General features: G+C 72.4%; 21 protein-coding genes. 8 read left to right on the top strand and 13 right to left on the bottom strand.

Going from position 1 to position 23,949, the window contains the following annotated elements; translation table 11 throughout:
* Position 1 precedes the first annotated feature (1 nt).
* The 7 genes from AB0C59_RS31955 to AB0C59_RS31925 form a co-directional block, all read right to left on the bottom strand.
* On the bottom strand, positions 2–889 hold the full coding sequence (locus tag AB0C59_RS31955) for a DUF5936 domain-containing protein (RefSeq protein ID WP_363010836.1): 888 nt from the start codon (positions 887–889) through the stop codon (positions 2–4).
* 15 nt (positions 890–904) lie between these two features.
* A complete protein-coding gene (locus tag AB0C59_RS31950; protein WP_363010834.1) occupies positions 905–1,849 on the bottom strand; it encodes a type II secretion system F family protein in 945 nt (314 codons plus the stop codon).
* Positions 1,850–1,904: 55 nt separating this feature from the next.
* The gene (locus tag AB0C59_RS31945; protein WP_363010832.1) at positions 1,905–3,245 is read right to left on the bottom strand and encodes a CpaF family protein; all 1,341 of its coding nucleotides are present in this window, start codon (positions 3,243–3,245) and stop codon (positions 1,905–1,907) included.
* 41 nt (positions 3,246–3,286) lie between these two features.
* Positions 3,287–3,694 carry a TadE family protein gene (locus AB0C59_RS31940; RefSeq protein WP_363010830.1) on the bottom strand — a complete coding sequence of 136 codons (408 nt, stop codon included), beginning with the start codon at positions 3,692–3,694 and terminating at the stop codon, positions 3,287–3,289.
* A complete protein-coding gene (locus AB0C59_RS31935; RefSeq protein ID WP_363010828.1) occupies positions 3,691–5,307 on the bottom strand; it encodes an AAA family ATPase in 1,617 nt (538 codons plus the stop codon). Before AB0C59_RS31935 ends, AB0C59_RS31940 begins: the two co-directional genes overlap by 4 nt.
* A gap of 61 nt (positions 5,308–5,368) precedes the next feature.
* A complete protein-coding gene (gene cpaB, locus AB0C59_RS31930) occupies positions 5,369–6,082 on the bottom strand; it encodes a Flp pilus assembly protein CpaB (protein ID WP_363010826.1) in 714 nt (237 codons plus the stop codon).
* Between the two features lie 114 nt (positions 6,083–6,196).
* Positions 6,197–7,060: a hypothetical protein gene (locus AB0C59_RS31925; RefSeq protein ID WP_363010824.1), complete on the bottom strand. Its 864-nt coding sequence runs from the start codon at positions 7,058–7,060 to the stop codon at positions 6,197–6,199.
* 371 nt (positions 7,061–7,431) lie between these two features.
* Here AB0C59_RS31925 and AB0C59_RS31920 point away from each other — a divergent pair, with 371 nt between their 5' ends.
* Positions 7,432–9,120 carry a glycoside hydrolase family 18 protein gene (locus AB0C59_RS31920; RefSeq protein WP_363010864.1) on the top strand — a complete coding sequence of 563 codons (1,689 nt, stop codon included), beginning with the start codon at positions 7,432–7,434 and terminating at the stop codon, positions 9,118–9,120.
* An 84-nt stretch (positions 9,121–9,204) separates the two neighbouring features.
* Here the strand turns inward: AB0C59_RS31920 and AB0C59_RS31915 are convergent, their stop codons facing one another.
* Both AB0C59_RS31915 and AB0C59_RS31910 read right to left on the bottom strand, forming a co-directional pair.
* On the bottom strand, positions 9,205–9,855 hold the full coding sequence (locus tag AB0C59_RS31915) for a response regulator transcription factor (RefSeq protein ID WP_363010822.1): 651 nt from the start codon (positions 9,853–9,855) through the stop codon (positions 9,205–9,207).
* Positions 9,843–11,114, bottom strand: coding sequence for a histidine kinase (locus tag AB0C59_RS31910; protein ID WP_363010820.1), 1,272 nt, complete (start codon positions 11,112–11,114; stop codon positions 9,843–9,845). The genes AB0C59_RS31915 and AB0C59_RS31910 overlap by 13 nt, the downstream gene beginning before the upstream one ends.
* Positions 11,115–11,280: 166 nt before the next feature.
* On the opposite strand from AB0C59_RS31910, the gene AB0C59_RS31905 reads away from it, so the two are divergent.
* On the top strand, positions 11,281–11,706 hold the full coding sequence (locus AB0C59_RS31905; RefSeq protein WP_363010818.1) for a hypothetical protein: 426 nt from the start codon (positions 11,281–11,283) through the stop codon (positions 11,704–11,706).
* Positions 11,707–11,846: 140 nt separating this feature from the next.
* On the opposite strand, the gene AB0C59_RS31900 is transcribed toward AB0C59_RS31905, so the two are convergent.
* A complete protein-coding gene (locus tag AB0C59_RS31900; protein WP_363010816.1) occupies positions 11,847–12,491 on the bottom strand; it encodes a hypothetical protein in 645 nt (214 codons plus the stop codon).
* A 135-nt stretch (positions 12,492–12,626) separates the two neighbouring features.
* Here AB0C59_RS31900 and AB0C59_RS31895 point away from each other — a divergent pair, with 135 nt between their 5' ends.
* Entirely contained in the window at positions 12,627–13,907 is a 1,281-nt protein-coding gene (locus AB0C59_RS31895) for an amino acid deaminase (RefSeq protein ID WP_363010814.1), read from the top strand.
* A gap of 116 nt (positions 13,908–14,023) precedes the next feature.
* Here AB0C59_RS31895 and AB0C59_RS31890 read toward each other — a convergent pair whose 3' ends face one another.
* Positions 14,024–14,902, bottom strand: coding sequence for a serine protease (locus tag AB0C59_RS31890; protein ID WP_363010812.1), 879 nt, complete (start codon positions 14,900–14,902; stop codon positions 14,024–14,026).
* Positions 14,903–15,226: 324 nt separating this feature from the next.
* Between AB0C59_RS31890 and AB0C59_RS31885 the strand changes: the two genes are divergently transcribed.
* Both AB0C59_RS31885 and AB0C59_RS31880 read left to right on the top strand, forming a co-directional pair.
* A complete protein-coding gene (locus AB0C59_RS31885) occupies positions 15,227–16,438 on the top strand; it encodes a pyridoxal phosphate-dependent aminotransferase (RefSeq protein ID WP_363010810.1) in 1,212 nt (403 codons plus the stop codon).
* A 96-nt stretch (positions 16,439–16,534) separates the two neighbouring features.
* Positions 16,535–16,969, top strand: coding sequence for a hypothetical protein (locus AB0C59_RS31880; RefSeq protein ID WP_363010808.1), 435 nt, complete (start codon positions 16,535–16,537; stop codon positions 16,967–16,969).
* A gap of 443 nt (positions 16,970–17,412) precedes the next feature.
* On the opposite strand, the gene AB0C59_RS31875 is transcribed toward AB0C59_RS31880, so the two are convergent.
* Complete coding sequence (locus AB0C59_RS31875) at positions 17,413–19,236, bottom strand: phosphoenolpyruvate carboxykinase (GTP) (RefSeq protein ID WP_363010806.1); 1,824 nt, start codon at positions 19,234–19,236, stop codon at positions 17,413–17,415.
* A 320-nt stretch (positions 19,237–19,556) separates the two neighbouring features.
* Here AB0C59_RS31875 and AB0C59_RS31870 point away from each other — a divergent pair, with 320 nt between their 5' ends.
* The 3 genes from AB0C59_RS31870 (at position 19,557) to AB0C59_RS31860 (ending at position 21,879) form a co-directional block, all read left to right on the top strand.
* Entirely contained in the window at positions 19,557–20,297 is a 741-nt protein-coding gene (locus AB0C59_RS31870; protein ID WP_363010805.1) for a hemolysin III family protein, read from the top strand.
* Positions 20,298–20,453: 156 nt separating this feature from the next.
* Positions 20,454–21,122 carry a TetR family transcriptional regulator gene (locus AB0C59_RS31865; RefSeq protein ID WP_363010803.1) on the top strand — a complete coding sequence of 223 codons (669 nt, stop codon included), beginning with the start codon at positions 20,454–20,456 and terminating at the stop codon, positions 21,120–21,122.
* Positions 21,123–21,147: 25 nt separating this feature from the next.
* A complete protein-coding gene (locus tag AB0C59_RS31860) occupies positions 21,148–21,879 on the top strand; it encodes a Mut7-C RNAse domain-containing protein (RefSeq protein WP_363010801.1) in 732 nt (243 codons plus the stop codon).
* A gap of 29 nt (positions 21,880–21,908) precedes the next feature.
* Here AB0C59_RS31860 and AB0C59_RS31855 read toward each other — a convergent pair whose 3' ends face one another.
* Positions 21,909–23,936: a thioredoxin domain-containing protein gene (locus AB0C59_RS31855; protein WP_363010799.1), complete on the bottom strand. Its 2,028-nt coding sequence runs from the start codon at positions 23,934–23,936 to the stop codon at positions 21,909–21,911.
* Between the last annotated feature and the right edge of the window lie 13 nt (positions 23,937–23,949).

Here is a 23,949-nt window from a genome sequence, read left to right as displayed (position 1 = left end):
CTCATCGACCCAGGATCGTTCCGAAGTCCGCGCCGGAGCCCAGGAACATGCCGGTGGCGATGAGGATCATCGTGGCCGGAAGCATGAAGACGAGGGTGACCAGCGTGGCTTTGGGGATCGTCTTCGCGGCTCGGCGGCGTGCGTTCTGGGCGTCCGTGCGCCGCATGTCCGTCGCGAGCTGGATCAGGGTCTCGGCGATCGGGGAGCCGAGTTCCTCGCCCTGCTGGAGGGCCGAGACGAACTGGGCGACCTGTTCGGAGGAGTTGCGCCTGCGGAGTTCGTCGAAGGCCTGGCGGCGGCTGACCCCCATGTCCATCTGGCGCAGGGTGATGCGCAGTTCGTCCGCCCAGGGCCCCTCGTACCTCTCGGCGACCCGGTCGAGTGCCTGGCGAAATCCCAGGCCGGCCGAGACGACGACCGCGAGGACGTCCAGGAAGTCCGGCAGCGTCCGGTCGATGACGTCCTTGCGTTCGCGGACGGCTTGCCAGATCAGCGCGTCGGCGGCGAGCAGCCCGAAGGCGAGGGTGCCCGCGGCGAGCAGTGCGTGGCCGCCGGTCAGGAAGACCAGGCCCATCAGGATGCCGAAGGCGCCGTAGACCGCTCGGCGCGCGGCGTAGCGGTGCACGGTGAGGCCGCCCGGGTTGCCGGCCATGTCGATGCGGCGGCGTTTGGCGTCCACGCGGCGGGGCCCCATCAGGCGCAGGACGAGCGGGGCGAAGCGCACACCGAGCCGGTCGAGGGCCGAACCGGCCCTGGACACCCGGGTGGAGCCCACTTCGAGGGCGAGCGCGAGATCGCTCGGGAGTTTCGCGTCCGCACGGATCATCCGCACGCCGAGGAGGACCCCGGCGAGGGAGAGCGCCGTGAGCAGGGCGAGGAGCAGGGGCATCGGGCCGGTCTCCCCTCACACGTCGATCTTGCCGAGGCGGCGGATGACGAAGAAGCCCACGGTGTAGAGGCCGAGCGCGAGCAGCACCAGTCCCTGGCCGAGCGGGGAGCCGGTGACACGGGCGAGGGCGCCCTCGTTGGAGGAGTTGACCAGGACGAGGGAGCCCAGGCCCAGCAGCGGGACGGTGAACGCCGTGGCGTTCACCTCCGAGAGCATGGTGCGCACCTCGCGCCTGGTCTCCTTGCGGTCCTCCAGCGTCCTGGTCAGGTTGCGCAGGGAGCCGACCACCGATCCGCCCGCCTTGTTGGCCAGGACGAGGGTGGTCACGAGGACGATCAGCTCGCGTGACGGGAGGCGTTCGGCGAGTTCGTCGAGCGCGTCGTCCACCGAGCGGCCGAGCGTCAACTGGTCGGCGACCCGGGCGAGTTCCTCGCCCGCCGGGGCCTCCAGCTCCTCCGCGGCCATGGCGAGGGCCGTGCGCAGGGCGAGACCGGCGGCTGTCGCGTTGGCCAGGAGGCGTGCCACGTCGGGGAGTTGGGTGATGAACGCCTCGATGCGTTTCTGGCGCTGCCAGTTGAGGAAGATGGCGGCGCCCCACACGCCGACCAGCGCGGCGATCGGCCCGAAGAAGGGGGCGAGGGAGGTGGCCGCGATCAGCCAGAGGGCCGTGAGGGCCGCGGTGACGTAGACGCAGAACTCGCCCGCCGTCAGGTCGAGTCCGGTCGCGGACAGCCGCAGGTGGACCGCGCGGCCCAGGCGGGTGCGGCGCAGCCGGCGGTCGACGCCCGCGAAGGGCCGGGCCCGGCCGGTCCGCGCGGCCAGGGGGTCCGTCGCATCGCCGGAGAGCCGGTCCGCGAGGGTGCGGCCGCGGGCGCGCCCGGACGCGTACAGGTGCGCGCCCCCGACGGCGAGCGCGCCGGTCAGCACGGTGGCGCCGAGGGCGAGGAGGGCGGGGTTCATGGCTGGCTCCTGACGGGGGCGGGCAGGCGGGCCCCGGTGGCCCGGGCGGCGGCGGTCATCCGACGGCCTGCCTCGTGTGGGAGGCGTCGGCGGCCTCGGTGACCCCGAAGCCGGGCGGCAGCGCCTCGCCCGCGTCGTACAGCCTCTCCGCGACCGGCCGGGGCAGCGGCAGGTGGTCGAAGTGGCCGCGGACGATCCGGTCGGGGGCGAGCGGCCGGGGCGCGAACCGGGACACGGTGGCGACGCGGAACTGCTCGCGGCCGTGCGACACGACGAGCGCGATCTCCACGATCTTGCGGGATCCGTCGCTGTGCCGGGCGAGTTGGACGACCACGTCCACCGCGGAGTTGATCTGGTCCTTGAGCGCCTCGAAGGGGATGAGCACCTCCGACATCGAGCCCAGTGTCTGCAGCCGCATCAGCGCGTCGTCCGCCGAGTTGGCGTGCACGGTGGCGAGCGAGCCGTCGTGGCCCGTCGACATCGCCTGGAGCATGTCGAGGGTCTCGCCGCCGCGGACCTCGCCCACGATGATCCGGTCGGGGCGCATCCGCAGGCTGTTGCGGACCAGGTCGCGGATGGTGATGCGGCCCTTGCCCTCGACGTTGGGCGGGCGGGACTCCAGGCGGATCACATGCTGCTGCTGGAGTTGGAGTTCGGCGGAGTCCTCGATGGTGATGATGCGCTCGTGCGGCGGGATGAGCGCGGACAGGGCGTTGAGCAGGGTGGTCTTCCCGGTGCCCGTACCGCCGCTGACGATGAGGTTGAAGCGGGCGCGGACGAACGCGGCGAGCAGCATCAGCATCTGCTCGTCCAGCGAGCCGAGCCCGATGAGTTCGGGCAGGGTGTAGGCGCGCGGGAAGCGGCGGATCGTGAGCGTGGGGCCGGTCAGCGCGAGCGGCGGGATGATGACGTTGACGCGTTCGCCGGTGGGCAGGCGGGCGTCGACCATGGGGTTCGACTCGTCCACGCGACGGTTGACGGTCGAGACGATCCGCTCGATCGTCTGCATCAGTTGCTCGACGGAGGCGAAGCGCAGCGGGAGCTGTTCCACGCGGCCCGCGCGCTCCACGAAGATCGAGTCGGGGCCGTTGACCATGATCTCGGTGATGGAGGCGTCCGCGAGGAGCGGTTCCAGCACGCCGAGGCCCAGGGCCTCGTCCACGACCCTGCGGATCAGCTGGGAGCGTTCGGCGGAGGAGAGGACCGGCCCCTCCCGGCTGATGAGGTGCCCGAGGACGCGTTCGAGGCGGACCCTGCGCTCGGCCGTCGCCAGGCCCGACATCTCGGCGAGGTCGATCTCCTCGAGGAGCTTGGCGCGGTAGACCGCGACGAGGTGTCCGTCCTCACGGGCCGCCGTGCCGTCGTCGGGGGCGGCGATGCGGGATCGCAGGCTCATCGTCCGTCGTCAACTCCTCTCACATCCGGTGCGGTTCGGGTTCAGTCGTCCGTGGGCATGGTGGCGTGGCGGCTGACGTCGAAGCCGCCGAACAGGGGGATGACCGCCGGGACGGTGACGGTGACGGTGGCCGTGGTGGTCTCGGTGTCCCGCCGTACGTCCGGGCGGGGATCCAGCCAGCCGCTCACCGCGGCCCGGCCCGCGGCGTCGCCGTCGCCGTCGCGCTGCGAGGCCGCGCGGGCCGCCGCCCGGGCTCCCGATCCGGCCTGGCTGATGCCGTAGCCGACGAGGCCCAGCTGGATGACCGCCATGCCGATGACGAGGAGGACGGGCAGGAACCCGGCGAACTCCAGCATGGAGACGCCGCGGTCGTTCCAGCGGCCGGGGCGCGCGGGACGGGGCCGGGGCGGCGCGGCAGGCGCCGTGCCGAATCCGGGGGGAGGCCTCATCCGCCGTTCCCCTCCAGTGCCGCGCCCGCGCTGCCGGTCACCCGCCAGCCCGGGTCGACGCCGGGGAAGAACAGGGGGACCCGGGCCTGCACGGTCGCCCTCATCACCCCCGCGTCCGGGGCGCAGTCGATCCGCGCGTCCTGCCAGGCGCCCGGCAGGTGCGCGGCGCCCGCCGATCGGCACGCGCCCGCCGTGTCGCCGCGCACGGCGTACGCCGCCGTCGCCGCCCGTGCCGCCTCGTCCGCCGCGTTGCCCGCCAGCGAGTACGTGAAGCCGTACAGGACGCACTCCCACAGCAGCGCCATGACGACCAGCACGAGCGGGAACATGCCGGCGAACTCCAGCGTCACCGAGCCCCGGTCGCCGCCCTTGCGCCACAGCCCGAGCGCCCCGCGGTCGGCGGCGGCCCGGCGTCGCCGACCGCCGCCGGGTCCCTCCTGCGCGGCCACCAGGCCCAGTTCGGCCGCCAGCGCCCACAGCGCCTGCTTCACCGTGGAGCGGGTGTCGAGATCCTGGAGGCGGCCGGCGTCGACCACCGGCTGGAGTTCCTTGAAGGCGGCGGGGACGGCGGCACGGGTGACGCGGGTGCCGGTGACCCGGGCCACGAGCGGCGGCTGGATCTCCGTACCGCGCGTGTGCCGGTTGACGACCGTCCGGGTCTCCTCCGCCTTGCGGATCTGGAGCCGGTCCCACAGCCGCACCATACGCTTGGCGGCGCGCACCGCGACCACGTCCGGGGTGACCAGCAGCAGCGCGTGGTCGGCGAGTTCGACGGCGGCGGCGGTGGCGGAGTTCATCTGGGAGCCGCAGTCCACGACGACCACGTCGTGGCGGGCCCGCAGCGCGCCGAGCACCTGGCGGGCGACCCGGTCGGTGACCTCCTCGCCGCGCTCCCCCTCGGCGGGGGCGAGCAGCAGCCCCATGCCGCTGTCGTGGCTGTACAGGGCGTCCTGCAGGACGCGGGGGTTGATGTCGGCGATCTGGGCGAGGTCGGCGACGGACCGCCGGAACTGGACGTCCAGGTAGGAGGCGACGTCACCGCCCTGGAGGTCCAGGTCGACCAGCGCGACCGTACGGCCCGAGGCCCGGGCGGCGAGCGCGAGGTGCACGGCGGTGACGGTCGCCCCGACGCCGCCCTTCGCGCCGGTCACCGTGACGACGGTCCCGCCGGCCGAGGCGTACAGCTCGGGGGTGCCGCTGCCCAGGTGGCGCCGCATCCCGGCCGACCAGGCGGCGGCGGCCTGGACGCGTTCGGCGAGGGCGTCGTAGCCGAGGGGGAGGGTGACGATGCCGCGGGCACCGGAGTCCATCGCGGCGGTGAGCACGCCGGTGCTGGTGTCGGCGGTGACGAGGACGACCCCGACCGCGGGGAAGCGCAGGACGAGATCGCGGATCAGGTCGAGCGCCGGCACCGGCCCGATCCGCTCGTGCACGAGCACGACCTCGGGCAGTTCGTCGAGCGCGTCGGCCGCGTGGCGGGCCAGGGTGTCGATGAGGGCCGTGGAGTCGGGGACGGGCGGGGCGGCGTCGGCGTCGGCGAGCTGGCTCAGCAGGGTGGTGAGCGAGCGGGCCGCGTCCGGGTCGCCCACGGCGGGCAGGATGCGGATCGTCATCGGCCGGACCTCGGGGGGACGGGCCGGCCGGGAGCCGGTACGGGCCTCATGGGCGGGCCTCCTAGTGGTCCTGGTCGAGGGTGTAGGTGCGGTCGCCGGGGGCGACGGCGGTGTCGGAGCCGCCCGCGACCAGGGCGAGCCGGACGTGTTCGGCGAACGACTCGGCGTACGCGACGCGTTGGGCGTCTCCGGTGTCCAGCGCGAAGGTGATGGGGACAGCCTCGGTGGCCTCGCGCCGCCGGTCGTCGCTGGACTGGCCGGGGTCCAGCGCGGTGAGCCGGCCGACGTCGAGCACGCGGGCGTCGGTGACGATGAGCTTGGACTCGTCCTTGCTCTTGTCGTTCGCGGCCTTGAAGGTGGCGTAGATGTTGACCCGCGAGCCGGGGTCGATCTTCCCGGCGACACCGGTCGACGCGTCGATCATGATGGCGATCTCCTGCTGTCCGACGCGCAGTTGCGGTCGGTCCACGATCATGTCGGTCTGGAGCAGCGACCCCGCCTCCAGCCGGGTGACCGCGATCTTCCCGCGGATCTGGGTGAGGCTGGTGACGGCGGTGGCGGACAGCCAGCGCCTGGGCATGGATATCCTCTGGAACTGGTCGGCCGTGAGCTCCTTGTAGGGCGCCACGTCGCCCTTGAGGCGGTACGCCGTGACCTCCGGGCCGACCTTGGAGTTCACGTCGCGGATCACCGACAGCACTCCGGCGAAGGCGCCGACGGCGGCGAGGGCCGAGAGGACCAGCAGGACGACGCCGCGGCGCTGGCGTGAGTTCATGACGCGGACAACCTCGATCGGGGCGGGGACAGGCGGTCGAGCGGTCGTACGGTCGCGCTGTTCGGTGGGGCGGGATGCTGCGGTCGGTCGTGCGGGACGGGCTCCTGGCGGCCGTCAGGTGGCGCCTGGTGGCAGTGCGTGGACGGCCGGGGGCGGCTGGCGTCGCTCGGGGGGTCCCGGCAGCGGCGCGGCGCAGAACCCGCAGCGGTCGCCGATGAGGTCGAGGCCGCACCAGGCGCATCTCTCGCGCCGTACCGACGAGACGAGTTGGTAGAGCACGGACACGTCGTGCAGGCCGGCCGCGAACTCGGTCAGGCGGCCGGTGCCCCACCAGCGGGCGGAGCGCTCGGGCAGGGGCACGGTGGCGACGCTCTGGACGCGCCAGGCGGGGGCGAGGGAGGCGGTCACCCAGTCGGAGGGCGGCTGCCCTGCGGCGACGACCATCCGGGTGCCGAACTCGGGGCCGGTCAGATCCTCCTGGCCCACCCGCGCGAGCTGCGGCCGGGGGTGGGCGAGCACGGCGAACTGGGCGCCCGGGACCCATGACGTGGCGTGCTTGGCGAGCGGGACCGGGATGCGGTCGAGGCGTGCGACCGAGCCGAGGAGCGCACCGGCGTAGATGTAGTGGGCGAGCAGCCGAGCGGAGGAGGCCAGCACGCCGGGGCTGACGTCGCAGACGGACAGCTGGCGTAACTGCTGGGCGAGCAGGGCGAGTCCGAGCGGTGGCAGGTCGACGCCGAGCAGCGCGACACGGTCGCTCTCCAGGACGGAGCGCACGGTGCGCAGCCGCCGCACCGCCGGGTCGTCGCCGGCGGCGGGATGGACGGCGATGACATAGCCGTGCTGCTCGACGAGCGCGTGCAGGGCGGTCAGGGACTCGTCCAGCGTGGGCCGGGGCTGCACGGCGGCGGGCGGCGTCTGGCGGTCGGGCGAGGGGAGCACCAGGTCGGCACTGGTGACTGCTATCGCGGTCGGCACGGCTGCACACCACCCCGTTCACTGCGGCAAGGTGGTCCACCACCGCCCCAGTTGGCCCCTGTGACATCCCTTTGCGTCGTCCTGCACCAGCACCATATCCACGACATGCCCCGATCAACACCGAATCGGAGAGATCGCCTCACACAAGGTGGTTCCATGATCCACACAGAGTAGGCGCATATGCCGCAAGTCGGTCCGGTCGCACGGGGGTTGCCGAGTGAAGAGGGCACCGCGGCGGCCTTGACAAGGTTATTGGTCTGGACCAAATTCGTTCACAGCGTGCGTCAGTGAGGTGGCCACCCCGGCGCGAAGTCCTCCCGCTCCCCCACTCCCCCATCCCCTCGGAGGCTCCAGTGGACCGCGTACCAGGCATGCCCCGCCCCGGACGAACCCTCGCGGGGACCGTCGTCGCCGCCCTCGCCCTCTCCCTCCTCGCCGCCGGTCCCGCGAGGGCCGCGGACGTGAACAACGCGAGGAACGCCGGCTTCGAGTCCGGGCTGGGCGACTGGACCTGTTCGGCCGGCAGCGGTACGACGGTGCCGTCGCCCGCGCACAGCGGCTCGTCCGCGCTGAAGGCGACCCCCGCCGGTCAGGACATGGCGCAGTGCGCGCAGACGGTCGCGGTGCGCCCCGGGTCCACGTACACGCTCAGCGCCTGGGTGCAGGGCGGCTACGCCTTCCTCGGGGCGACCGGCACCGGCACCACCGACGTCTCCACCTGGACCGCGGACGCGCCGGGCTGGAAGCAGCTGTCGACCACCTTCACCACCGGCGCCGCCACCACCTCCGTGACCGTGTACCTGCACGGCTGGTACGGGCAGCCGGCCTACTACGCGGACGACGTGTCGGTGTACGGGCCGGACGGGGGCGGCCAGGGCGACCCGCCCCCGACCGCGCCCGCGGCCCCCACCGGCCTCGCGGTGGCCTCCACCACCTCCTCCTCGGCCTCCCTGACCTGGAACGCGGTGTCCACCGCGACGGGTTACGCCGTGTACCAGGGCGGCACGAGGGTCGCCTCCGCGACGGGGACCTCCGCCACCGTGACCGGCCTGTCCCCCTCGACGCCGTACTCCTTCCAGGTCACCGCGACGAACGCGGCGGGCGAGTCCCCGAGGTCGCAGGCGGTGACCGCCACCACGGCGGCCTCCGGCGGAGGCGGTGGCGGGGGTGGGGCGCTGCCGCGTCACGCGGTGACGGGCTACTGGCAGAACTTCGCCAACGGCGCGACGGTCCAGAAGATCTCCGACGTGCCGTCGCAGTACGACATCGTCGCGGTGGCCTTCGCGGACGCGACCGGCACCCCGGGCGCCGTGTCCTTCACCCTGGACTCCGCCGGCCTCGGCGGCTACACCGTCGAGGCGTTCAAGGCGGACATCAGGGCCGAGCAGGCGGCCGGCAGGAAGGTCGTCGTCTCCGTGGGCGGCCAGAACGGCACGGTGTCGGTGAACGACGCGGCCTCGGCGGCGAACTTCGCGGACTCCGTCCACTCCCTCATGCGGACGTACGGGTTCGACGGAGTGGACATCGACCTGGAGAACGGCCTGAACGCGACCTACATGTCCCAGGCGCTACGGGAGTTGTCGGCGCAGGCGGGGCCGTCGCTGGTCATCACCATGGCCCCGCAGACGATCGACATGCAGTCGACGTCGAGCGGGTACTTCCGGACGGCGCTGAACGTCAAGGACATCCTGACCGTCGTCAACACCCAGTATTACAACAGCGGTTCCATGCTCGGCTGCGACGGCAAGGTCTACAGCCAGGGCTCGGTGGACTTCCTGACGGCCCTCGCCTGCCTCCAGCTCGAAGGCGGCCTCGCCCCCTCCCAGGTGGGGCTCGGCGTCCCGGCCTCGACCAGCGCGGCGGGCGGCGGCTACGTCTCCCCCGCGGTGGTGGACAACGCCCTGGACTGCCTGACGAAGGGCACCGGCTGCGGCTCCTTCAAGCCGTCCAGGACCTACCCGGACCTGCGGGGCGCGATGACCTGGTCAACCAACTGGGACGCGGCGTCCGGCAACACGTGGTCGAACACGGTCGGCCCGCACGTGCACGGCCTGCCGTAACGCGGCGGCGGGCACGACGCAGGGGCATCCGTGCCGGTTTCCCCTCGCGCGGGCGCGGCGGCACCGGCACGGGTGCCGCCACGCTCAGAGGCCCGTGACACCCAGGAGGCGCAGCACGGCCAGCACCCGGCGATGGTCCGCGTCCGCCTTGGGCAGGTCCAGCTTGGTGAAGATGCTGTTGATGTGTTTGGCGACGGCGCTTTCGCTCACCACCAGCTCCGCGGCGATTCCGGCGTTGGACCGGCCGCTCGCCATCAGCTCCAGCACCTCGCGTTCACGCGGGGTGAGCCGGTCCAGCGGATCGCTGTGCCGGCGCACCAGCAACTGGGCGACGACCTGCGGGTCGAGGGCGGTGCCGCCCGCCGCCACCCGGCGCACCGCCTCGGCGAACTCCTCGACATCGGCCACGCGCTGCTTGAGCAGATAGCCGACGCCCGCGGTGTGGGCGGCGAGCAGGTCGGCCGCGTACCGCTCCTCCACGTACTGCGACAGCAGCAGGACCGCGGTGTCCGGATACTGGCGGCGGATCACCAGCGCGGCGCGCACCCCCTCGTCGGTGAAGCCGGGCGGCATCCGCACATCGACCACGGCGATGTCCGGCCGGTGCTCCTCCACCGCCGCCAACAGCCCTTCCGCATCGCCCACTTCCGCGCACATCTCGATTCCGGCCGCTTCGAGCACCTTCACCACCCCGATGCGCAGCAGTACGGAATCCTCGGCGATCACGGCGCGCACGGCAGCTCCACGGTGACGATGGTCGGGCCTCCCGCGGGGCTGCGGCAGGACATCGTGCCGTCGACGGACGCGACGCGCTTGGCGAGCCCGGCGAGGCCGGTGCCCTCGGTGGTCGCGGCCAGCTCCGCGCCGCCCACACCGTCGTCCGCGACGACGACCAGCAGTGTCTCCCCGATCCGCTCGACGGTCACGTCCGCGCGGGACGCACAGGCGTGTTTGACCACGTTCGTCAGCGCCTCGGAGACCACGAAGTAGGCGACCGCCTCGATCGTGGGTGCGGGGCGCCTGGGCAGGTCCACCGCCACCCGCACCGGGATCGGCAGCCGGGCCGCGACACCCGAGAGCGCGGCGTCCAGACCGCGGTCCTCCAGAACCGCCGGATGCAGGCCGCGCACCAGGTCGTTCAGCTCGGCTATCGCCTCTTTCGCCTCGCGGTGCGCCTCCTCGATCACCTTGCGGACGTCGTCCGGAACATCGCCGAGGGTCGCCCGGGCGAGACCGAGGTTGACCGCGAGCGAGACCAGGCGCTGCTGCGCCCCGTCGTGCAGGTCGCGCTCGATCCGCCGCCGTTCGGCGTCGGCCGCGTCGACCACCCCGGCGCGGCTGTCGGCGAGGTCTGCGACCCGGCGGGTCAGTTCCTCCTCACGGCTCGGACCCAGCAGCGCCCGCGCGGCCCGGGTGTCCAGCTGGGCGAGCCCCTTGGCGAGCCAGGCCGTGCCGTACAGAAGGGCGAGGCCGGCGGCGGTGACGTACGCGGCGGTCGTGGTGTATCCGGGGTGGTCCATGCGCCACGCCCGGGGCAGCAGCCAGATCCACACGAGGACCGAGGAGGCCGCCGCGCCCGCCGCCCACAGCACCAGCACGAGGACGCCGCCGAGCGACGCCAACGGGCCGGTGAGGAGGTGATACCGCACCTGCCGGCGGCCGGCGGCCGAACGCAGCCAGCCCACGACGCCTCGCGGCCCCGGCCGCTCGGCCGCCCCCTCGGGGCCGGGTATGACCACCTGGAGCCTGCGCCGGAACCGATCCCGCTGCGCCCGGCTCAGCGCGGGAGCGGCGAGCACCACGGCGCCGACCGGAGCCAGCACGGCCGCGGTGACCGCCCAGAGCGCGGTCGGCACGAAGTAGATCCACGGCAGCCCGAGGACAAGCAGGACGCCGCACTGTACGGCCACGCCCGCGGCGTGGAAGGCGGTGGCTCGGCCCGCTCCCCGGAAGGGCCGCCGCGCGAGGGCCGGCAGCCACGGTGTGATGTGCATGCACGAACGCTAGAGCCGCAGGCCGACCCCGATCCATGACGCCCGTACCCGGATCAGGGGTGCAGTTTTCTCCACCCCGCAACGGAGGCCAGGGTGACTGACGGCGCCGGGTTTCCCGACGGAGGGTTGAGCCGTGGACAGGACGGCTCACGGGGGAGTTTCGATCATGCGTCAGCAGGACCTTCGACGTTCCGAGGAAACGGAAGCGGAAGCGGTGCGCGGGGTACGGCGGGCCGGATGGCTGCTCATGGTCTGCGGGGCGGCACTGCTGCCCTGGCTGTACGTGCTGGCGACAGGCCTGCCCGCCGGCATGGACGCGGCGCACCGGCCTGTCGCATGGGTGGGTCTCGACGCCCTGGAAGCGGCGGGTCTGATCATCACCGGTGTCCTCGCCACCCGCGGCCAGGACCGCCACACGCCGGCGGCCGCGGCGACGTCGGCGCTGCTCGTGGTCGACGCCTGGTTCGACACCACGACCGCGCACGCGGGCTCCGACCTCGTCTCGGCCCTCGTCATGGCAGTCTGCGCGGAACTCCCGCTGGCCACCCTGTGCGCCCACCTGGCCCTGCGGACCACGACGCGGCGCGCCTGAGTCGACCGCGGGAGGGTGGGGACGCGCCCCGGGGACCGCCGCCGGCCCGTGGAGACTCAGGCCGTGGACGGCTCGGCCCGGACGTCGCGTTCACCCCACGGCTGGACAGCCGTCAGTCCACGCGATCGTGACGTGCCCGGTCAGTCGTCCTGGCCGGTGGCGGCGGACGCCGTCTCCCGCGTCCCGGCGTCCTCGGGCTCCCCCGCACCGGCGTCCTCGCCGCCGTCGCTGTCCTCGAAGTAGGCGTCCAGGACCTGGTCGAGGCCGGCCTCCCAGTCGGCGAAGCGCGAGCGGGAGTCGGCGTCGATCTCGATCGGGTACCAGCGGCGGTCGGGGGTGTGCACGGTCACCGTGAACCGCTTCCCGAACCGCGCGGTCTCCGTCTCCACGGCGCCGATCTCGTCCCAGCGGAACTCGCACTCCTGGTCGTCCAGGCTGAGCCGGACACCGGCGGCGTCCGCGACGATGCGGGCACGGCGGTCGGAGGCCTCGAAGACCGGCCCGTCGACGCCGGGCTCGTCGACACCTGGCTCGTCCGCGGCCCGCGCCGGCTCCTCCTGGTCCGCGTCCGTGCGCTCGGGCTCCTTCACCGCGTCCGGCTCGGCGGCCTGCGCGACGCCGTCCGCCTCGGCGGTCTCGGGCTCCGCGGGCTCGGGCCCGGTACCGCCCGGCTCGGCGCCCTCCGGCTCGGCGGCGGACACGGGTGAGATGAGCCCGGGGATGAAGGCCGGGTCGACCCCGGCACCGTCCAGGGGCTGGCTGCTCGAACCAATGCGCTGCTCCACAGCGGCAGTATGGTCGAAGATCCCGCGTCGGACACACCCGCCCCCGCCATCGTTACCAATCTTCCCTTTTTCCCGGGCACAGGACACAGGACCTCTCCCGGCCCAAGGACGCGACCCACTCGCCAGGAGGACCCCATGGACGCCGCCATCGCCGCGGAACGCCTCGCCGCCCTGGAGGCGGAACGCGCCGACCACCGCTTCAAGGGGCTCCCGCCGGACGCCGGCGACCTGACGCTCGCCGAACTGGCCGCCCAGCGCCGGGATCTGTTCACGGGCGGCTTCACCACTCCGCTGCTCACCCTCTCCGCGGAGCGCCTGCGGCACAACCTCGGCCTGCTGGAGACGTACGCGGAGCGCCACGGCCTCGCCTTCGCCCCGCACGGCAAGACGTCCATGGCGCCCCAGCTCTTCCACCGTCAGATCGAGCACGGGGCGTGGGGAGTCACCCTCGCCGTCCCCCACCAGGTACGTGTGGCACGGGAGTTCGGGATTCAGCGGATCTTCCTCGCGAACGAGCTGGTCGACCCGGTGGCCCTGCGCTGGATCGCCGCCGAACTGGCAGCCGACCCCGGATTCCGCTTCCTGTGCTACGTCGACTCCGTGCGCGGCGTGGAACTGATGGACGCGGCCCTGCGGGGCGCAACCGACCTGCCGGTGGAGGTCGTCGTCGAGTTGGGCGCGGGCGAGGGTGCCCGCACCGGGGTGCGCACCGAGGCGGACGCCGCCGCGGTCGCGGACGCGGTGGCGGGCACGGACACGCTGCGCCTGGTGGGTGTGGCGGGGTACGAGGCGCAGGTGCCCGAGGCGTCGCCCGAGCGGGTGGACGCCTGGCTGCGCCGTCTCACCGGGATCGCCGTGGAGTTCGACCGGGCGGGACGGTTCTCGGGAGCCGGGGAGATCGTGGTGAGCGCGGGCGGCAGCGAGTGGTTCGACACGGTCGCCGACGTCTTCGCCCGGATCCCGGCCCTCTCGCTGCCCGTCCTGAAGTTGCTGCGCTCGGGGGCGTACATCACGCACGACGACGTCCACTACCGCAGGCAGAGCCCGTTCAACCGGGTGCCCGAGGAGGGCGCTCTGGAACCGGCGTTCCGGCTGTGGGCCCAGGTGGTGTCCCGCCCGTCGGCGGCCGAGGCGTTCGTCAACGCGGGCAAGCGGGACGCCGCCTACGACCTCGATCTCCCGGTGGCCCTGGCGGTGCGCCGGGACGGCGTCGAGCGACCGGCCGCGGAGATCGAGGTGACGGCCCTGTCCGACCAGCACCTGTGGCTACGCACCGGCCCCGGGGCCGACGTGGAGGTCGGCGACTGGATCGGCTTCGGCCTCTCCCACCCGTGCACGTCCTTCGACAAGTGGCAGCTGATCCCGGTGGCCGAGGCGGACGGCACGGTGGTCGACTTCATCCGCACGTTCTTCTAGGACCACGCCCCACACCCGGCAGGCGCTTCCAGGGCCACGACCGGCCCGCGCTTTTACGACCACGGCCGGCGCGCGTCCCGGTGCCGCCCCCGGCCGTGGCCGGGGGCGGCGCGGGGTCACGGCTTGGGCAGGGTGCAGCCGCTCGCGTTGAGGTTGAGCACGTTGCCGGTGCCGAAGCACGCCGGGATGAGGTAGGTCTCCTCGGCGTAGTTGATGCCCTCGTGGATGGTCACGTTGCCGTTCTGGTCGACCTCACAGGGGTTGTTCTCCGTGCACCGCTCGCCGTCCTCGTTGCCGGTGTTGTTGACGGCGACCACCTTGCCGGTGGCGGTGTCGACGACGGGGGACCCGGAGGTTCCGCCGATGGTGTTGCAGGCGGAGGTGTAGCGGACCGAGTCCTTCCAGGTCCAGCCGCCCTCCTTGAGGCGGTAGACGAACCCGTCGACGGCGCAGCTGTAGGTCTTCTTCCAGTAGCCCGAGACGACCTTGATGGCGGTACCGGCGACCGGGTGGGAGTCGGAGAGGGTGAGCGCGTTGATGCCGTAGGAACTCTTGATCTGCGCGTAGGTGCGGGTGGTCTGGTAGATCGTGATGTCCGTGTCGGTCATCGTGGAGTAGACGACCTTGGTGGCGCGGAGCGTCGCGATCTTGCTGCCGGAGGAGTTCAGCAGGCCGAAGGAGCGGCTCGAGGACTGGCCGGTGATGACCTCGCCGGGGTCCGGGAAGCCGGTCTCCAGGCAGTGGCCGTTGGTGAGCACGAGCGCCGGGTCGTTGTCCGCGGAGTTCGGGAAGCGGATGACGGAGCCGGAGCAGTTGCTGAGCGAGACGGTGCCCGCGAAGGTGACGGCCTGGGCGGCGGGCGCCTTCGCGCTCGCCCGGGTTGTCGCGCTCGCCGTGTGCGCCGTGGCCTCGGACTGGGGTTCCGCGACCGCCGGCACGGCTCCGGCTCCGGCGAGCGCCAGAGCGAAGAGCGCGGCAACGAGAGGCTTTTTCATGTGGGGTCCCCTCTTGATGGGCTTGCCATGAATTTGTCATGTGCATTGTGAACAGGGAGACGCAGGGGAACAAGGAGCCCTTTTCGGCCGCGCCGGCACCCGCCCCTACCGCCGCCGTGCACTCGAACGGGGGAACGGGCGACGGACGCCCCACCCCTCCGCATCCGCCCCACCCCTCTCACCACCGATGCGTCCGAGCCGCCGAATCCCGGGGCGCGCCGAGCCCGAGGGCCTCACCGCCGTCCGGTGACAGCTCGTATCGCCCCGCTCCACGTGGTGGAAAACACGCGGCGCGAAGCGTTACGCACCCGTAAGCTCGCGGGCATGCAGGTGATCCAGTCCACGAAGCTCGCCAACGTCTGCTACGAGATCCGGGGCCCGGTTCTCGAGGAGGCGACGCGGCTGGAAGCAGCAGGTCACCGCATCCTCAAGCTCAACACCGGCAACCCGGCCGCGTTCGGCTTCGAGTGCCCGCCCGAGATCCTCGAGGACATACTGCGCAACGTCTCCACGGCGCACGGGTACGGCGACGCCAAGGGCCTGCTCGCCGCGCGCCGGGCGGTCGTGATGCACAACCAGACCCTCGGCATCGAGTCGGACGTCGAGCACGTCTTCATCGGCAACGGCGTGTCCGAGCTGATCGTGATGGCGATGCAGGCCCTGCTGGACGACGGCGACGAGGTGCTCGTACCCGCGCCGGACTACCCCCTGTGGACGGCGGCGGTCTCGCTGTCCGGCGGCACGGCGGTGCACTACCGGTGCGACGAGCAGTCGGACTGGATGCCGGACCTCGCGGACGTGGAGCGGAAGATCACCGACCGCACCAAGGCGCTCGTGATCATCAACCCCAACAACCCCACGGGCGCGGTCTACGACGAGGCGGTGCTGCGCGGCCTGACGGACATCGCGCGCCGCCACAACCTGCTCGTCTGCTCCGACGAGATCTACGACAAGATCCTGTACGACGGCGCGACCCACACCCCCACGGCCGCGGTGGCCCCCGACCTGCTGACCCTCACGTTCAACGGGATGTCGAAGTCGTACCGCGTCGCGGGCTACCGGGTGGGCTGGATGGCGGTCTCCGGCCCCCGGGCGCACGCGGAGTCGTACATCGAGGGGCTGACGATCCTCGCCAACATGCGCCTGTGCGCCAACATGCCGGGCCAGCACGGCGTGGTGGCGGCGCTCAGCGGCCGCCAGACGATCGACGACCTGGTGCTGCCGGGCGGCCGCCTGAAGGAGCAGCGGGACGCGGCGTACGAGCTGCTGACGCAGATCCCCGGCGTGTCCTGCGTGAAGCCCAGGGGTGCGCTGTATCTCTTCCCGCGCCTGGACCCCAAGGTGTTCAAGATCAAGGACGACCGGCGGATGGTCCTGGACCTGCTGCGCCGCGAGAAGATCATGGTCGTGCAGGGGACGGGCTTCAACTGGCCGGAACCCGACCACTTCCGTGTGGTGACCCTGCCCACGGTGGCCGATCTGACCTCGGCGGTGACCCGTATCGGCCACTTCCTCGACGGTTACAGCCAGCCCTGAGATCCCCTCCGAGATCCCCCTGAGGCGCGATCCACTTCAACTTTAGACGAAATCCAAGCTAGGATGGCTTCCTGTCGGAGCACAGGAGGCCATCCCATGTACGAAGCGATCCGCACCAAGTCCGTGCACTCGATGGCCGGCACGACCCCCGCCTTCCCCCACCGTTCGCGCGAGGAGGAGCTGGACATCCAGCTCGCGGGGCATCTGGTGGCCCTGCTCGCCGTCACCGACGAACTGCGCGCCCTGGAGCCCACCGAGGACCTGGACGAGGCCGCCCGCCGGCTCGCCGGACAGGTGGCCCGACTGCGCGAGGGCTCCGCGCTGCCCGAACCCAAGGACGCGCCGCCGACCCGGACCGCACCCGCCGGACCCGCCGCACCCCTGCACCGCAGGGCCCACGCGCTGGCCAGCCGCGCCCTGCTGGTGGCGGCGTCCCGCGCCGACACGGCGGTGGCGATCCTGGCGGCGCAGCGCATGGACGCGCACAGCGCGGCGCCGGCCGACCCGAGGGAACCGGCCGCCGCCGGCTGACCCCTCCCCGCGGGCCGCACCAGGCGGCTCCCCCGGACGGCCCCGGTCCGCGTGCACCCGCAGCGTCGCGCGGACCGGGCGCCATGAGGCCGCCCCGGCCCCGCCTCCGGGCCCGTCGCACCGCCCGCGCACCGCCTTCGCATCGCCCTCGGACCGGCCACGGGGCGTCGGCGTACGGACTCCCGGAACGGCGACCTCCCGTCGCACACCGGGATCACGCCGCCACCCCCGGCCGCCGACCTGGCGGGACACGGGGCCTTCAGCCGGGGCCCGCTCGACCGAGGAACGGGCGCGGCCGAGGACCGGGCGCGCACATGGGCCGGGGCCCCGCACGCCGTTGTGCGGGGCCCCGGCCCATCTGCGGTGCTGTCTCCGCGACCGGCCTTCGTGACGACATCGCTGGTCAGGGCATGCCGGACCGGCCGCGGAGTTCTCGGTGGGCGTCAGCCCAGGCGCTGCACCAGTGCGCGGTACTCGTCCCAGAGTTCCTTCGGGGTGTGGTCGCCGAAGGTGTTGAGGTGCTCGGGGACCAGGGCGGCCTCCTCGCGCCACACGTCCTTGTCGACGGTGAGCAGGAACTCCAGGTCGGACTCGGACAGGTCCAGGCCCTTCGTGTCCAGGGCGGCCTTCGTCGGCAGGACGCCGATGGGGGTCTCGACGCCCTCGGCCTTGCCGTCCAGGCGCTCCACGATCCACTTCAGGACGCGGCTGTTCTCGCCGAAGCCGGGCCAGACGAACGCGCCCTCGTCGTTCTTGCGGAACCAGTTGACGTAGTAGATCTTGGGCAGCTTGGACTGGTCCTTGTCCTTGGCGACGTCGACCCAGTGGCCCATGTAGTCACCCATGTTGTAGCCGCAGAACGGCAGCATCGCGAACGGGTCGCGGCGCAGCTCGCCGACCCTGCCCTCGGCCGCCGCGGTCTTCTCGGAGGCGACGTTGGCGCCGAGGAACACTCCGTGGTTCCAGTCGAAGGACTCCGTCACCAGCGGCACCGCGGAGGCGCGGCGGCCACCGAAGAGGATGGCCGAGATCGGCACGCCCTTGGGGTCCTCCCACTCCGGGGCGATGATCGGGCACTGCGAGGCGGGCACGGTGAAACGGGCGTTGGGGTGGGCGGCCGGGGTGCCGGACTCGGGGGTCCAGTCGTTGCCCTTCCAGTCGGTGAGGTGGGCCGGGGTCTCCTCCGTCATGCCCTCCCACCAGATGTCGTTGTCGTCGGTGAGCGCCACGTTCGTGAAGACCGAGTTGCCCCACAGGGTCTTCATCGCGTTGGCGTTGGTGTGCTCACCGGTACCGGGCGCGACGCCGAAGAAGCCGGCCTCGGGGTTGATCGCGTACAGGCGGCCGTCCTCGCCGAACCGCATCCACGCGATGTCGTCGCCGATCGTCTCGACCGTCCAGCCGGAGATCGTCGGCTCCAGCATGGCGAGGTTCGTCTTGCCGCAGGCGCTCGGGAAGGCGGCGGCGACGTACTTGGACTCGCCCTGCGGGGGCGTGAGCTTGAGGATCAGCATGTGCTCGGCCAGCCAGCCCTCGTCGCGCGCCATGACGGAGGCGATGCGCAGGGCGTAGCACTTCTTGCCGAGCAGGGCGTTGCCGCCGTAGCCGGAGCCGTAGGACCAGATCTCGCGGCTCTCGGGGAAGTGCGAGATGTACTTGGTCGTGTTGCAGGGCCAGGGGACGTCCTCCTGGCCTTCCTCCAGCGGGGCGCCCAGGGTGTGGACGGCCTTGACGAAGAAGCCGTGGTCGCCGAGCTCGTCCAGGACCTGCTGTCCCATGCGGGTCATCGTGCGCATGGACACGGCGACATAGGCGGAGTCCGTGATCTCCACGCCGAGCGCGGAGAGCGGGGAGCCGAGGGGGCCCATGCAGAACGGCACGACGTACATCGTGCGCCCGCGCATGGAGCCGCGGAACAGGCCCTTCTCGCCCTGGAAGACGTCCCGCATCTCGGCGGGGTCCTTCCAGTGGTTCGTCGGACCGGCGTCCTGCTCCCGCTCGGAGCAGATGAACGTCCGGTCCTCGACCCGGGCGACGTCGGTCGGGTCGGAGGCGGCGTAGTAGGAGTTCGGGCGCTTGATCGGGTCGAGCTTCCTGAAGGTGCCCTTGCGGACGAGCTCTTCACTCAGGCGCTCGTATTCGGCCTCGGATCCGTCACACCAGACCACGCTGTCCGGCTGCGTCAGTTCGGCGATCTCGTTGACCCACGAGATCAGGTCCTTGTGCTGGGTGGGGACGGTAGAGGGAGCCGCGATGTCGCGCGCCACGATCGCTCCTAGATGAGGGGTTCTTTTGTCGAGTGCCCCTTGGGGGCCGCGGCCCGGATGCTTCGTAGCCCGCTCATCCGGTGCCGACCGCACTCATTTGATCCTCTGACGAGATTGCGCATCTGTCCAGAGGACGTCACACCTGAGCAAAGTGAGGATCGCCACGTGTCACCGTGTTTCTTTGCGTGCACGTAGGATTCAGCTGAAGGATTTTTTGCGGTGCCGGGGCTGTCTCGCAGGGCGGACGGTCCGGGTGATATCGGTCGCATCCCGATCGTCCTTGATCCGTAACTTACGGTTGCGTAGGTACGATGCGGCCCATGACTGCGCCCGCCCCCGACGCGCCCATGGACCCGCCGGACGCCGGCCGCGGTCCCGTCGCGTCGCCCTCGCCCGACCCGCTCCACCCCCTTCAGTCGATCAAGCCGATCAAGCCGAAGCTCCGTGGCTGGCTGCACCTGGGCATGTTCCCGGCCGTCCTGGTGGCCGGCCTGGTCCTCACGGCGCTGGCGGACTCGACCCGCGGGCGGATCGCCTGCGGCATCTACGTCCTCACGGCCTGCCTGCTGTTCGGCGTCAGCGCGCTCTACCACCGCGGCAACTGGAGCCCGCGCATGGACGGCGTCCTGCGCAGGCTCGACCACGCGAACATCTTCCTGATCATCGCGGGCACCTACACCCCGCTGACCCTGCTGCTCCTGCCGGGCGGGAAGGGGCAGTGGCTGCTGTGGGGCATCTGGGGCGCGGCGGCGGCCGGCATCGTCTTCCGGGTGTTCTGGGTCGGCGCCCCGCGCTGGCTGTACACGCCCTGCTACATCGCGATGGGCTGGGCCGCGGTCTTCTTCCTGCCGGACTTCATGCGCGCCGGCGGGATCGCCGTCCTGGTGCTGGTCATCGTGGGCGGCCTGCTCTACAGCGCGGGCGGCGTGATCTACGGCATCAAGCGGCCGAACCCGTCGCCCCGCTGGTTCGGCTTCCACGAGGTCTTCCACTCCCTCACGCTGGCGGCGTTCGTCGTGCACTACGTCGGGATCTCGCTCGTGGCGTACCAGCACGGATAGACGGGCTCCGCCCTCCTTCCCCCCACCGGCTCCCCAGGCCGCGGCTCCTCGGCCGCGGCCTTTTCGCGCGCCCGCCACCCCGCCGCCCTGACGCCCGCCACCCACACGAGCGAACCTCATTGACAGTGGCTACCTTTTGAAAGCTACTCTCATTTCATGGCGACTCTCAAGGACGGCTCGACACCGCGGCGGGACCCCGACGGCGACGCCGCACCCCGGCTGGGGCTGCGCGAGCGCAAGAAGATCAAGACGCGCGCGGCGATCCGCAGAGCGACCTACGGGCTGGTGCGGGAGCAGGGGTACGAGGCGACCACCATCGAGCAGATCGCGGAGGCCGCCGAGGTCTCCCCGTCCACGGTGTTCCGGTACTTCCCCACCAAGGAGGACATCGTGGTCACCGACGAGTACGACCGGCTCATCGAGGAGGAACTGCGGGGGCGGCCCGCACGGGAGCCCCTGCCCGAGTCGCTGCGCCATGTGGTCCGCGGCGTCCTCGGCCGCGCCATGTCGGGCGAGCACGAGACGCCCGCGGAGGCACGGCTGCGCGGGCGCCTGCTCGCCGAGGTGCCCGCGGTCCGCTCCCGGATGAGCGAGAACCTGGCCGTGGCCGCCCGGAGCATGGGCGGGGTGGTCGCCGAGCGCACCGGCCGCGACCCCGACGACCTGGAGGTGCGGGTGTACTGCACGAGCGTCGTCGGCGCCCTGCTGGAGGCGTCGCGCCACTGGGCCGAGCACGACCAGCAGGGCGACCTCGGGGAGTACGCGATACGCGCGCTGGACGTGCTGGAGCACGGCCTCGGCCCCCGGAAATCCCACGCCCCCTGACGGGCCCCCGTGCCATGCTGACGAGGTGAACGGACCGGAGATCCACGTCGAGTTCGCCCCCGAGCTGGGGCTCTTCGTCCCGCATCGGCGACGCGGGGGCGCCACGCAGGTCGTCACCGACGGTGCCGCCACACTCGGCCATGTCGTGGAGTCGCTGGGCGTGCCGCTGACCGAGGTCGGGGCGCTCCTCGTGGACGGCCGCGCCGCGTCGGCCTCCCATGTGCCGGCGGCCGGGGAGTCGGTCGAGGTGCGCCCCGTCCAGCGCCCCCAGCGGGTGCCCGGCGCCCCGCTCCGCTTCCTCCTGGACGTCCATCTGGGCACCTTGGCCCGGCGGCTGCGGTTGCTGGGCGTGGACGCGGCGTACGAGTCGACGGACATCGGGGACCCGGCGCTCGCGGCCCGTTCGGCGGCCGAGCGGCGCGTGATGCTCAGCCGCGACCGGGGACTGCTGCACCGCCGGGAGCTGTGGGCGGGCGCCTTCGTCTACAGCACCCGGCCGGACGACCAACTCCACGACGTGCTCCACCGGTTCGCACCCGAGCTGCGGCCCTGGACGCGGTGTACCGCGTGCAACGGCCTACTGCGGGGCGCCACGAAGGACGAGGTGGCGGACCAGCTCGAACACGGCACCCGGCGGTCCTACGACGTCTTCGCGCGGTGCGCCGCATGCGGACGCGCCTACTGGAAGGGCGCGCACCACGACCAGCTGGAGGCCATCGTGGAACGCGCCCTCGCCGAGTTCCCCGGCCCGGCCTGAGGGCTGTCCCACGGCGGCCGGGCGGCGTATCAGCTGTTCAGGGCCCTGCGCAGCAGCGCGGGGTCGGCGGTCGGGGCGTCGCAGGTGAAGTTGCGGCAGACATAGGCCGTCGCCTCTCCCCCGACCATGACCCGGTCGGCGAGCAGCGGCAGCTCCTCGCTGCCCTCGGTGCCCACCGCCACGACGGCGCCCGGCGCCGGGGCCAGCAGCGCCGTCCGGTGCAGGGTCCGGGTGGCCGGGTCGTCGGGCGCCGGGCCGACGACGGCGACCTCGCGCGGGCCGTCCAGGAGCGCCTCGGCGACGGCGAGACCCCAGCCGATGAAGCGGGGCACGCGAGGGCCCAGCGCCTTCACGACGCCCAGCGCCCGCTCCGCCGCGACACGGTGGCGTTCGGAACCGGTGTGGGCGGCGTAGGACAGCAGGGCGCCCGCGGCGGCGGTCCAACCCGAGGGGGTGGCGTTGTCCGTCGGGTCCTGGGGGCGGCGGATCAGCTTCTCCGCGTCGGCGGCGGTGTCGTACATCGCCCCGCCCTCACCGGTGAACTGGGTCAGCACATGGTCGAGCAGAAGGGTCGTGAACTCCAGCCAGACGCCCTCGCCGGTGACGGAGGCCAGCGTGAGGAAGCCCTCCGCGACATCGGCGTAGTCCTCCAGCACACCCGCGTTGGCTCCCACCCGGCCGTCCCTGGAGGTCCGGGCGAGGCGGGCGTGGTCGTCCAGGTGCACCCGCACCAGGAGGTCGGCGGCGCCGATGGCGGCGTCCACGAGGTCGGGGCGCTCGAAGTACGCGCCGGTCTCGGCCAGCGCGGCGACGGCCAGGCCGTTCCAGGCGGCGACCACCTTGTCGTCGCGGCCGGGCGCGGCACGCTCCGCGCGGCGCTCCAGCAGCCTTTCCCGGACCGACTCGATCCGCGCCGCGTCGGCCATGCCCTCGCTCTGCGGAAGCTGGAGGACGGAACTGCCCCGCTCGAAGGTGCCCTCCTCGGTCACCCCGAAGTGGCGGCAGGCGAGTTCGGCGTCCTCGGCGCCGAGGACCTCCGCCAGCTGCGCGGGGGTCCAGACGTAGTAGGCGCCCTCGACGTGCCTGCCGTGCCCGTCGTCGCTGTCCGCGTCGAGCGCGGAGGCGAACCCGCCCTCGGCCGTGCGAAGTTCGCGCACCATGAAGTCGGCGGTCTCCAGGGCCACCCGGCGGGCGAGGTCCGAGCCGGTGGCACGCCACAGGTGCGCGTACACCCGGCACAGCAGCGCGTTGTCGTAGAGCATCTTCTCGAAGTGCGGCACCACCCAGTCCCGGTCGACGGAGTAGCGGGCGAAGCCCCCACCGAGCTGGTCGTAGATGCCGCCGCGCGCCATGCGCCCACAGGTGTCGCTTGCCATCTGCAGGGCGCCCTCGGAACCGGTGCGGGCGTGATGGCGCAGCAGGAACTCGAGGACCATGGACGGCGGGAACTTGGGCGCCCCGCCGAACCCGCCGCGCTGCGGGTCGTACTCCCGGGTGAGCCCGAGCAGCGCCTGAGCGGCCTCGTGCTCGCCGGGGGCCCGCGCGTCGCCCTGGGCCGACTCCCGCGCGGCGAGGTCGTGCGCGATCTTCTGGGCGACCTCCGCCACCTCGCTCCGGCGCCCCGCCCACGCCTGGTGCACCCCCTCGAGAACCTGGCGGAAGGAGGGCATACCGTGGCGCGCGTCCGGCGGGAAGTACGTGCCGAAGTAGAAGGGCTCCCCGTCCGGCGTCATGAACACCGACATGGGCCAGCCGCCCTGCCCGGTGGCGGCCTGCACCGCCTCCATGTACACGGCGTCCACGTCGGGACGCTCCTCGCGGTCGACCTTGACGGACACGAAGTGCTCGTTCATGTACGCGGCGGTGTCGTCGTCCTCGAAGGACTCGTGCGCCATGACATGACACCAGTGGCAGGCGCTGTAGCCCACACTCAGGAAGACCGGCACGTCACGCCGCCGGGCCTCCTCGAAGGCGGCGGGCTCCCAGGGCCACCAGTCGACCGGGTTGTCCGCGTGCTGAAGCAGATAAGGCGAGGTCACACCAGCCAACCGGTTCATACGCCCCAGCCTC

It is taken from the genome of Streptomyces sp. NPDC048664 (assembly GCF_040650555.1).
In the GTDB taxonomy this organism is placed as follows: domain Bacteria; phylum Actinomycetota; class Actinomycetes; order Streptomycetales; family Streptomycetaceae; genus Streptomyces.
This window is presented reverse-complemented; position numbering and strand designations above follow the sequence as displayed.

What these genes read in the sequence shown, in the direction of transcription:
- AB0C59_RS31885 (WP_363010810.1), top strand. Translation starts at nt 15,227, where the DNA reads ATGCAGGTGATCCAGTCCACGAAGCTCGCCAACGTCTGCTACGAGATC.
- AB0C59_RS31855 (WP_363010799.1), bottom strand. Translation starts at nt 23,936, where the DNA reads ATGAACCGGTTGGCTGGTGTGACCTCGCCTTATCTGCTTCAGCACGCG.
- AB0C59_RS31890 (WP_363010812.1), bottom strand. Translation starts at nt 14,902, where the DNA reads ATGAAAAAGCCTCTCGTTGCCGCGCTCTTCGCTCTGGCGCTCGCCGGA.
- AB0C59_RS31940 (WP_363010830.1), bottom strand. Translation starts at nt 3,694, where the DNA reads ATGAGGCCTCCCCCCGGATTCGGCACGGCGCCTGCCGCGCCGCCCCGG.
- AB0C59_RS31895 (WP_363010814.1), top strand. Translation starts at nt 12,627, where the DNA reads ATGGACGCCGCCATCGCCGCGGAACGCCTCGCCGCCCTGGAGGCGGAA.
- AB0C59_RS31950 (WP_363010834.1), bottom strand. Translation starts at nt 1,849, where the DNA reads ATGAACCCCGCCCTCCTCGCCCTCGGCGCCACCGTGCTGACCGGCGCG.
- AB0C59_RS31955 (WP_363010836.1), bottom strand. Translation starts at nt 889, where the DNA reads ATGCCCCTGCTCCTCGCCCTGCTCACGGCGCTCTCCCTCGCCGGGGTC.
- AB0C59_RS31905 (WP_363010818.1), top strand. Translation starts at nt 11,281, where the DNA reads ATGCGTCAGCAGGACCTTCGACGTTCCGAGGAAACGGAAGCGGAAGCG.
- AB0C59_RS31880 (WP_363010808.1), top strand. Translation starts at nt 16,535, where the DNA reads ATGTACGAAGCGATCCGCACCAAGTCCGTGCACTCGATGGCCGGCACG.
- AB0C59_RS31920 (WP_363010864.1), top strand. Translation starts at nt 7,432, where the DNA reads ATGCCCCGCCCCGGACGAACCCTCGCGGGGACCGTCGTCGCCGCCCTC.
- AB0C59_RS31870 (WP_363010805.1), top strand. Translation starts at nt 19,557, where the DNA reads ATGACTGCGCCCGCCCCCGACGCGCCCATGGACCCGCCGGACGCCGGC.
- AB0C59_RS31935 (WP_363010828.1), bottom strand. Translation starts at nt 5,307, where the DNA reads ATGACGATCCGCATCCTGCCCGCCGTGGGCGACCCGGACGCGGCCCGC.
- AB0C59_RS31865 (WP_363010803.1), top strand. Translation starts at nt 20,454, where the DNA reads ATGGCGACTCTCAAGGACGGCTCGACACCGCGGCGGGACCCCGACGGC.
- AB0C59_RS31945 (WP_363010832.1), bottom strand. Translation starts at nt 3,245, where the DNA reads ATGAGCCTGCGATCCCGCATCGCCGCCCCCGACGACGGCACGGCGGCC.
- cpaB (WP_363010826.1), bottom strand. Translation starts at nt 6,082, where the DNA reads ATGAACTCACGCCAGCGCCGCGGCGTCGTCCTGCTGGTCCTCTCGGCC.
- AB0C59_RS31910 (WP_363010820.1), bottom strand. Translation starts at nt 11,114, where the DNA reads ATGCACATCACACCGTGGCTGCCGGCCCTCGCGCGGCGGCCCTTCCGG.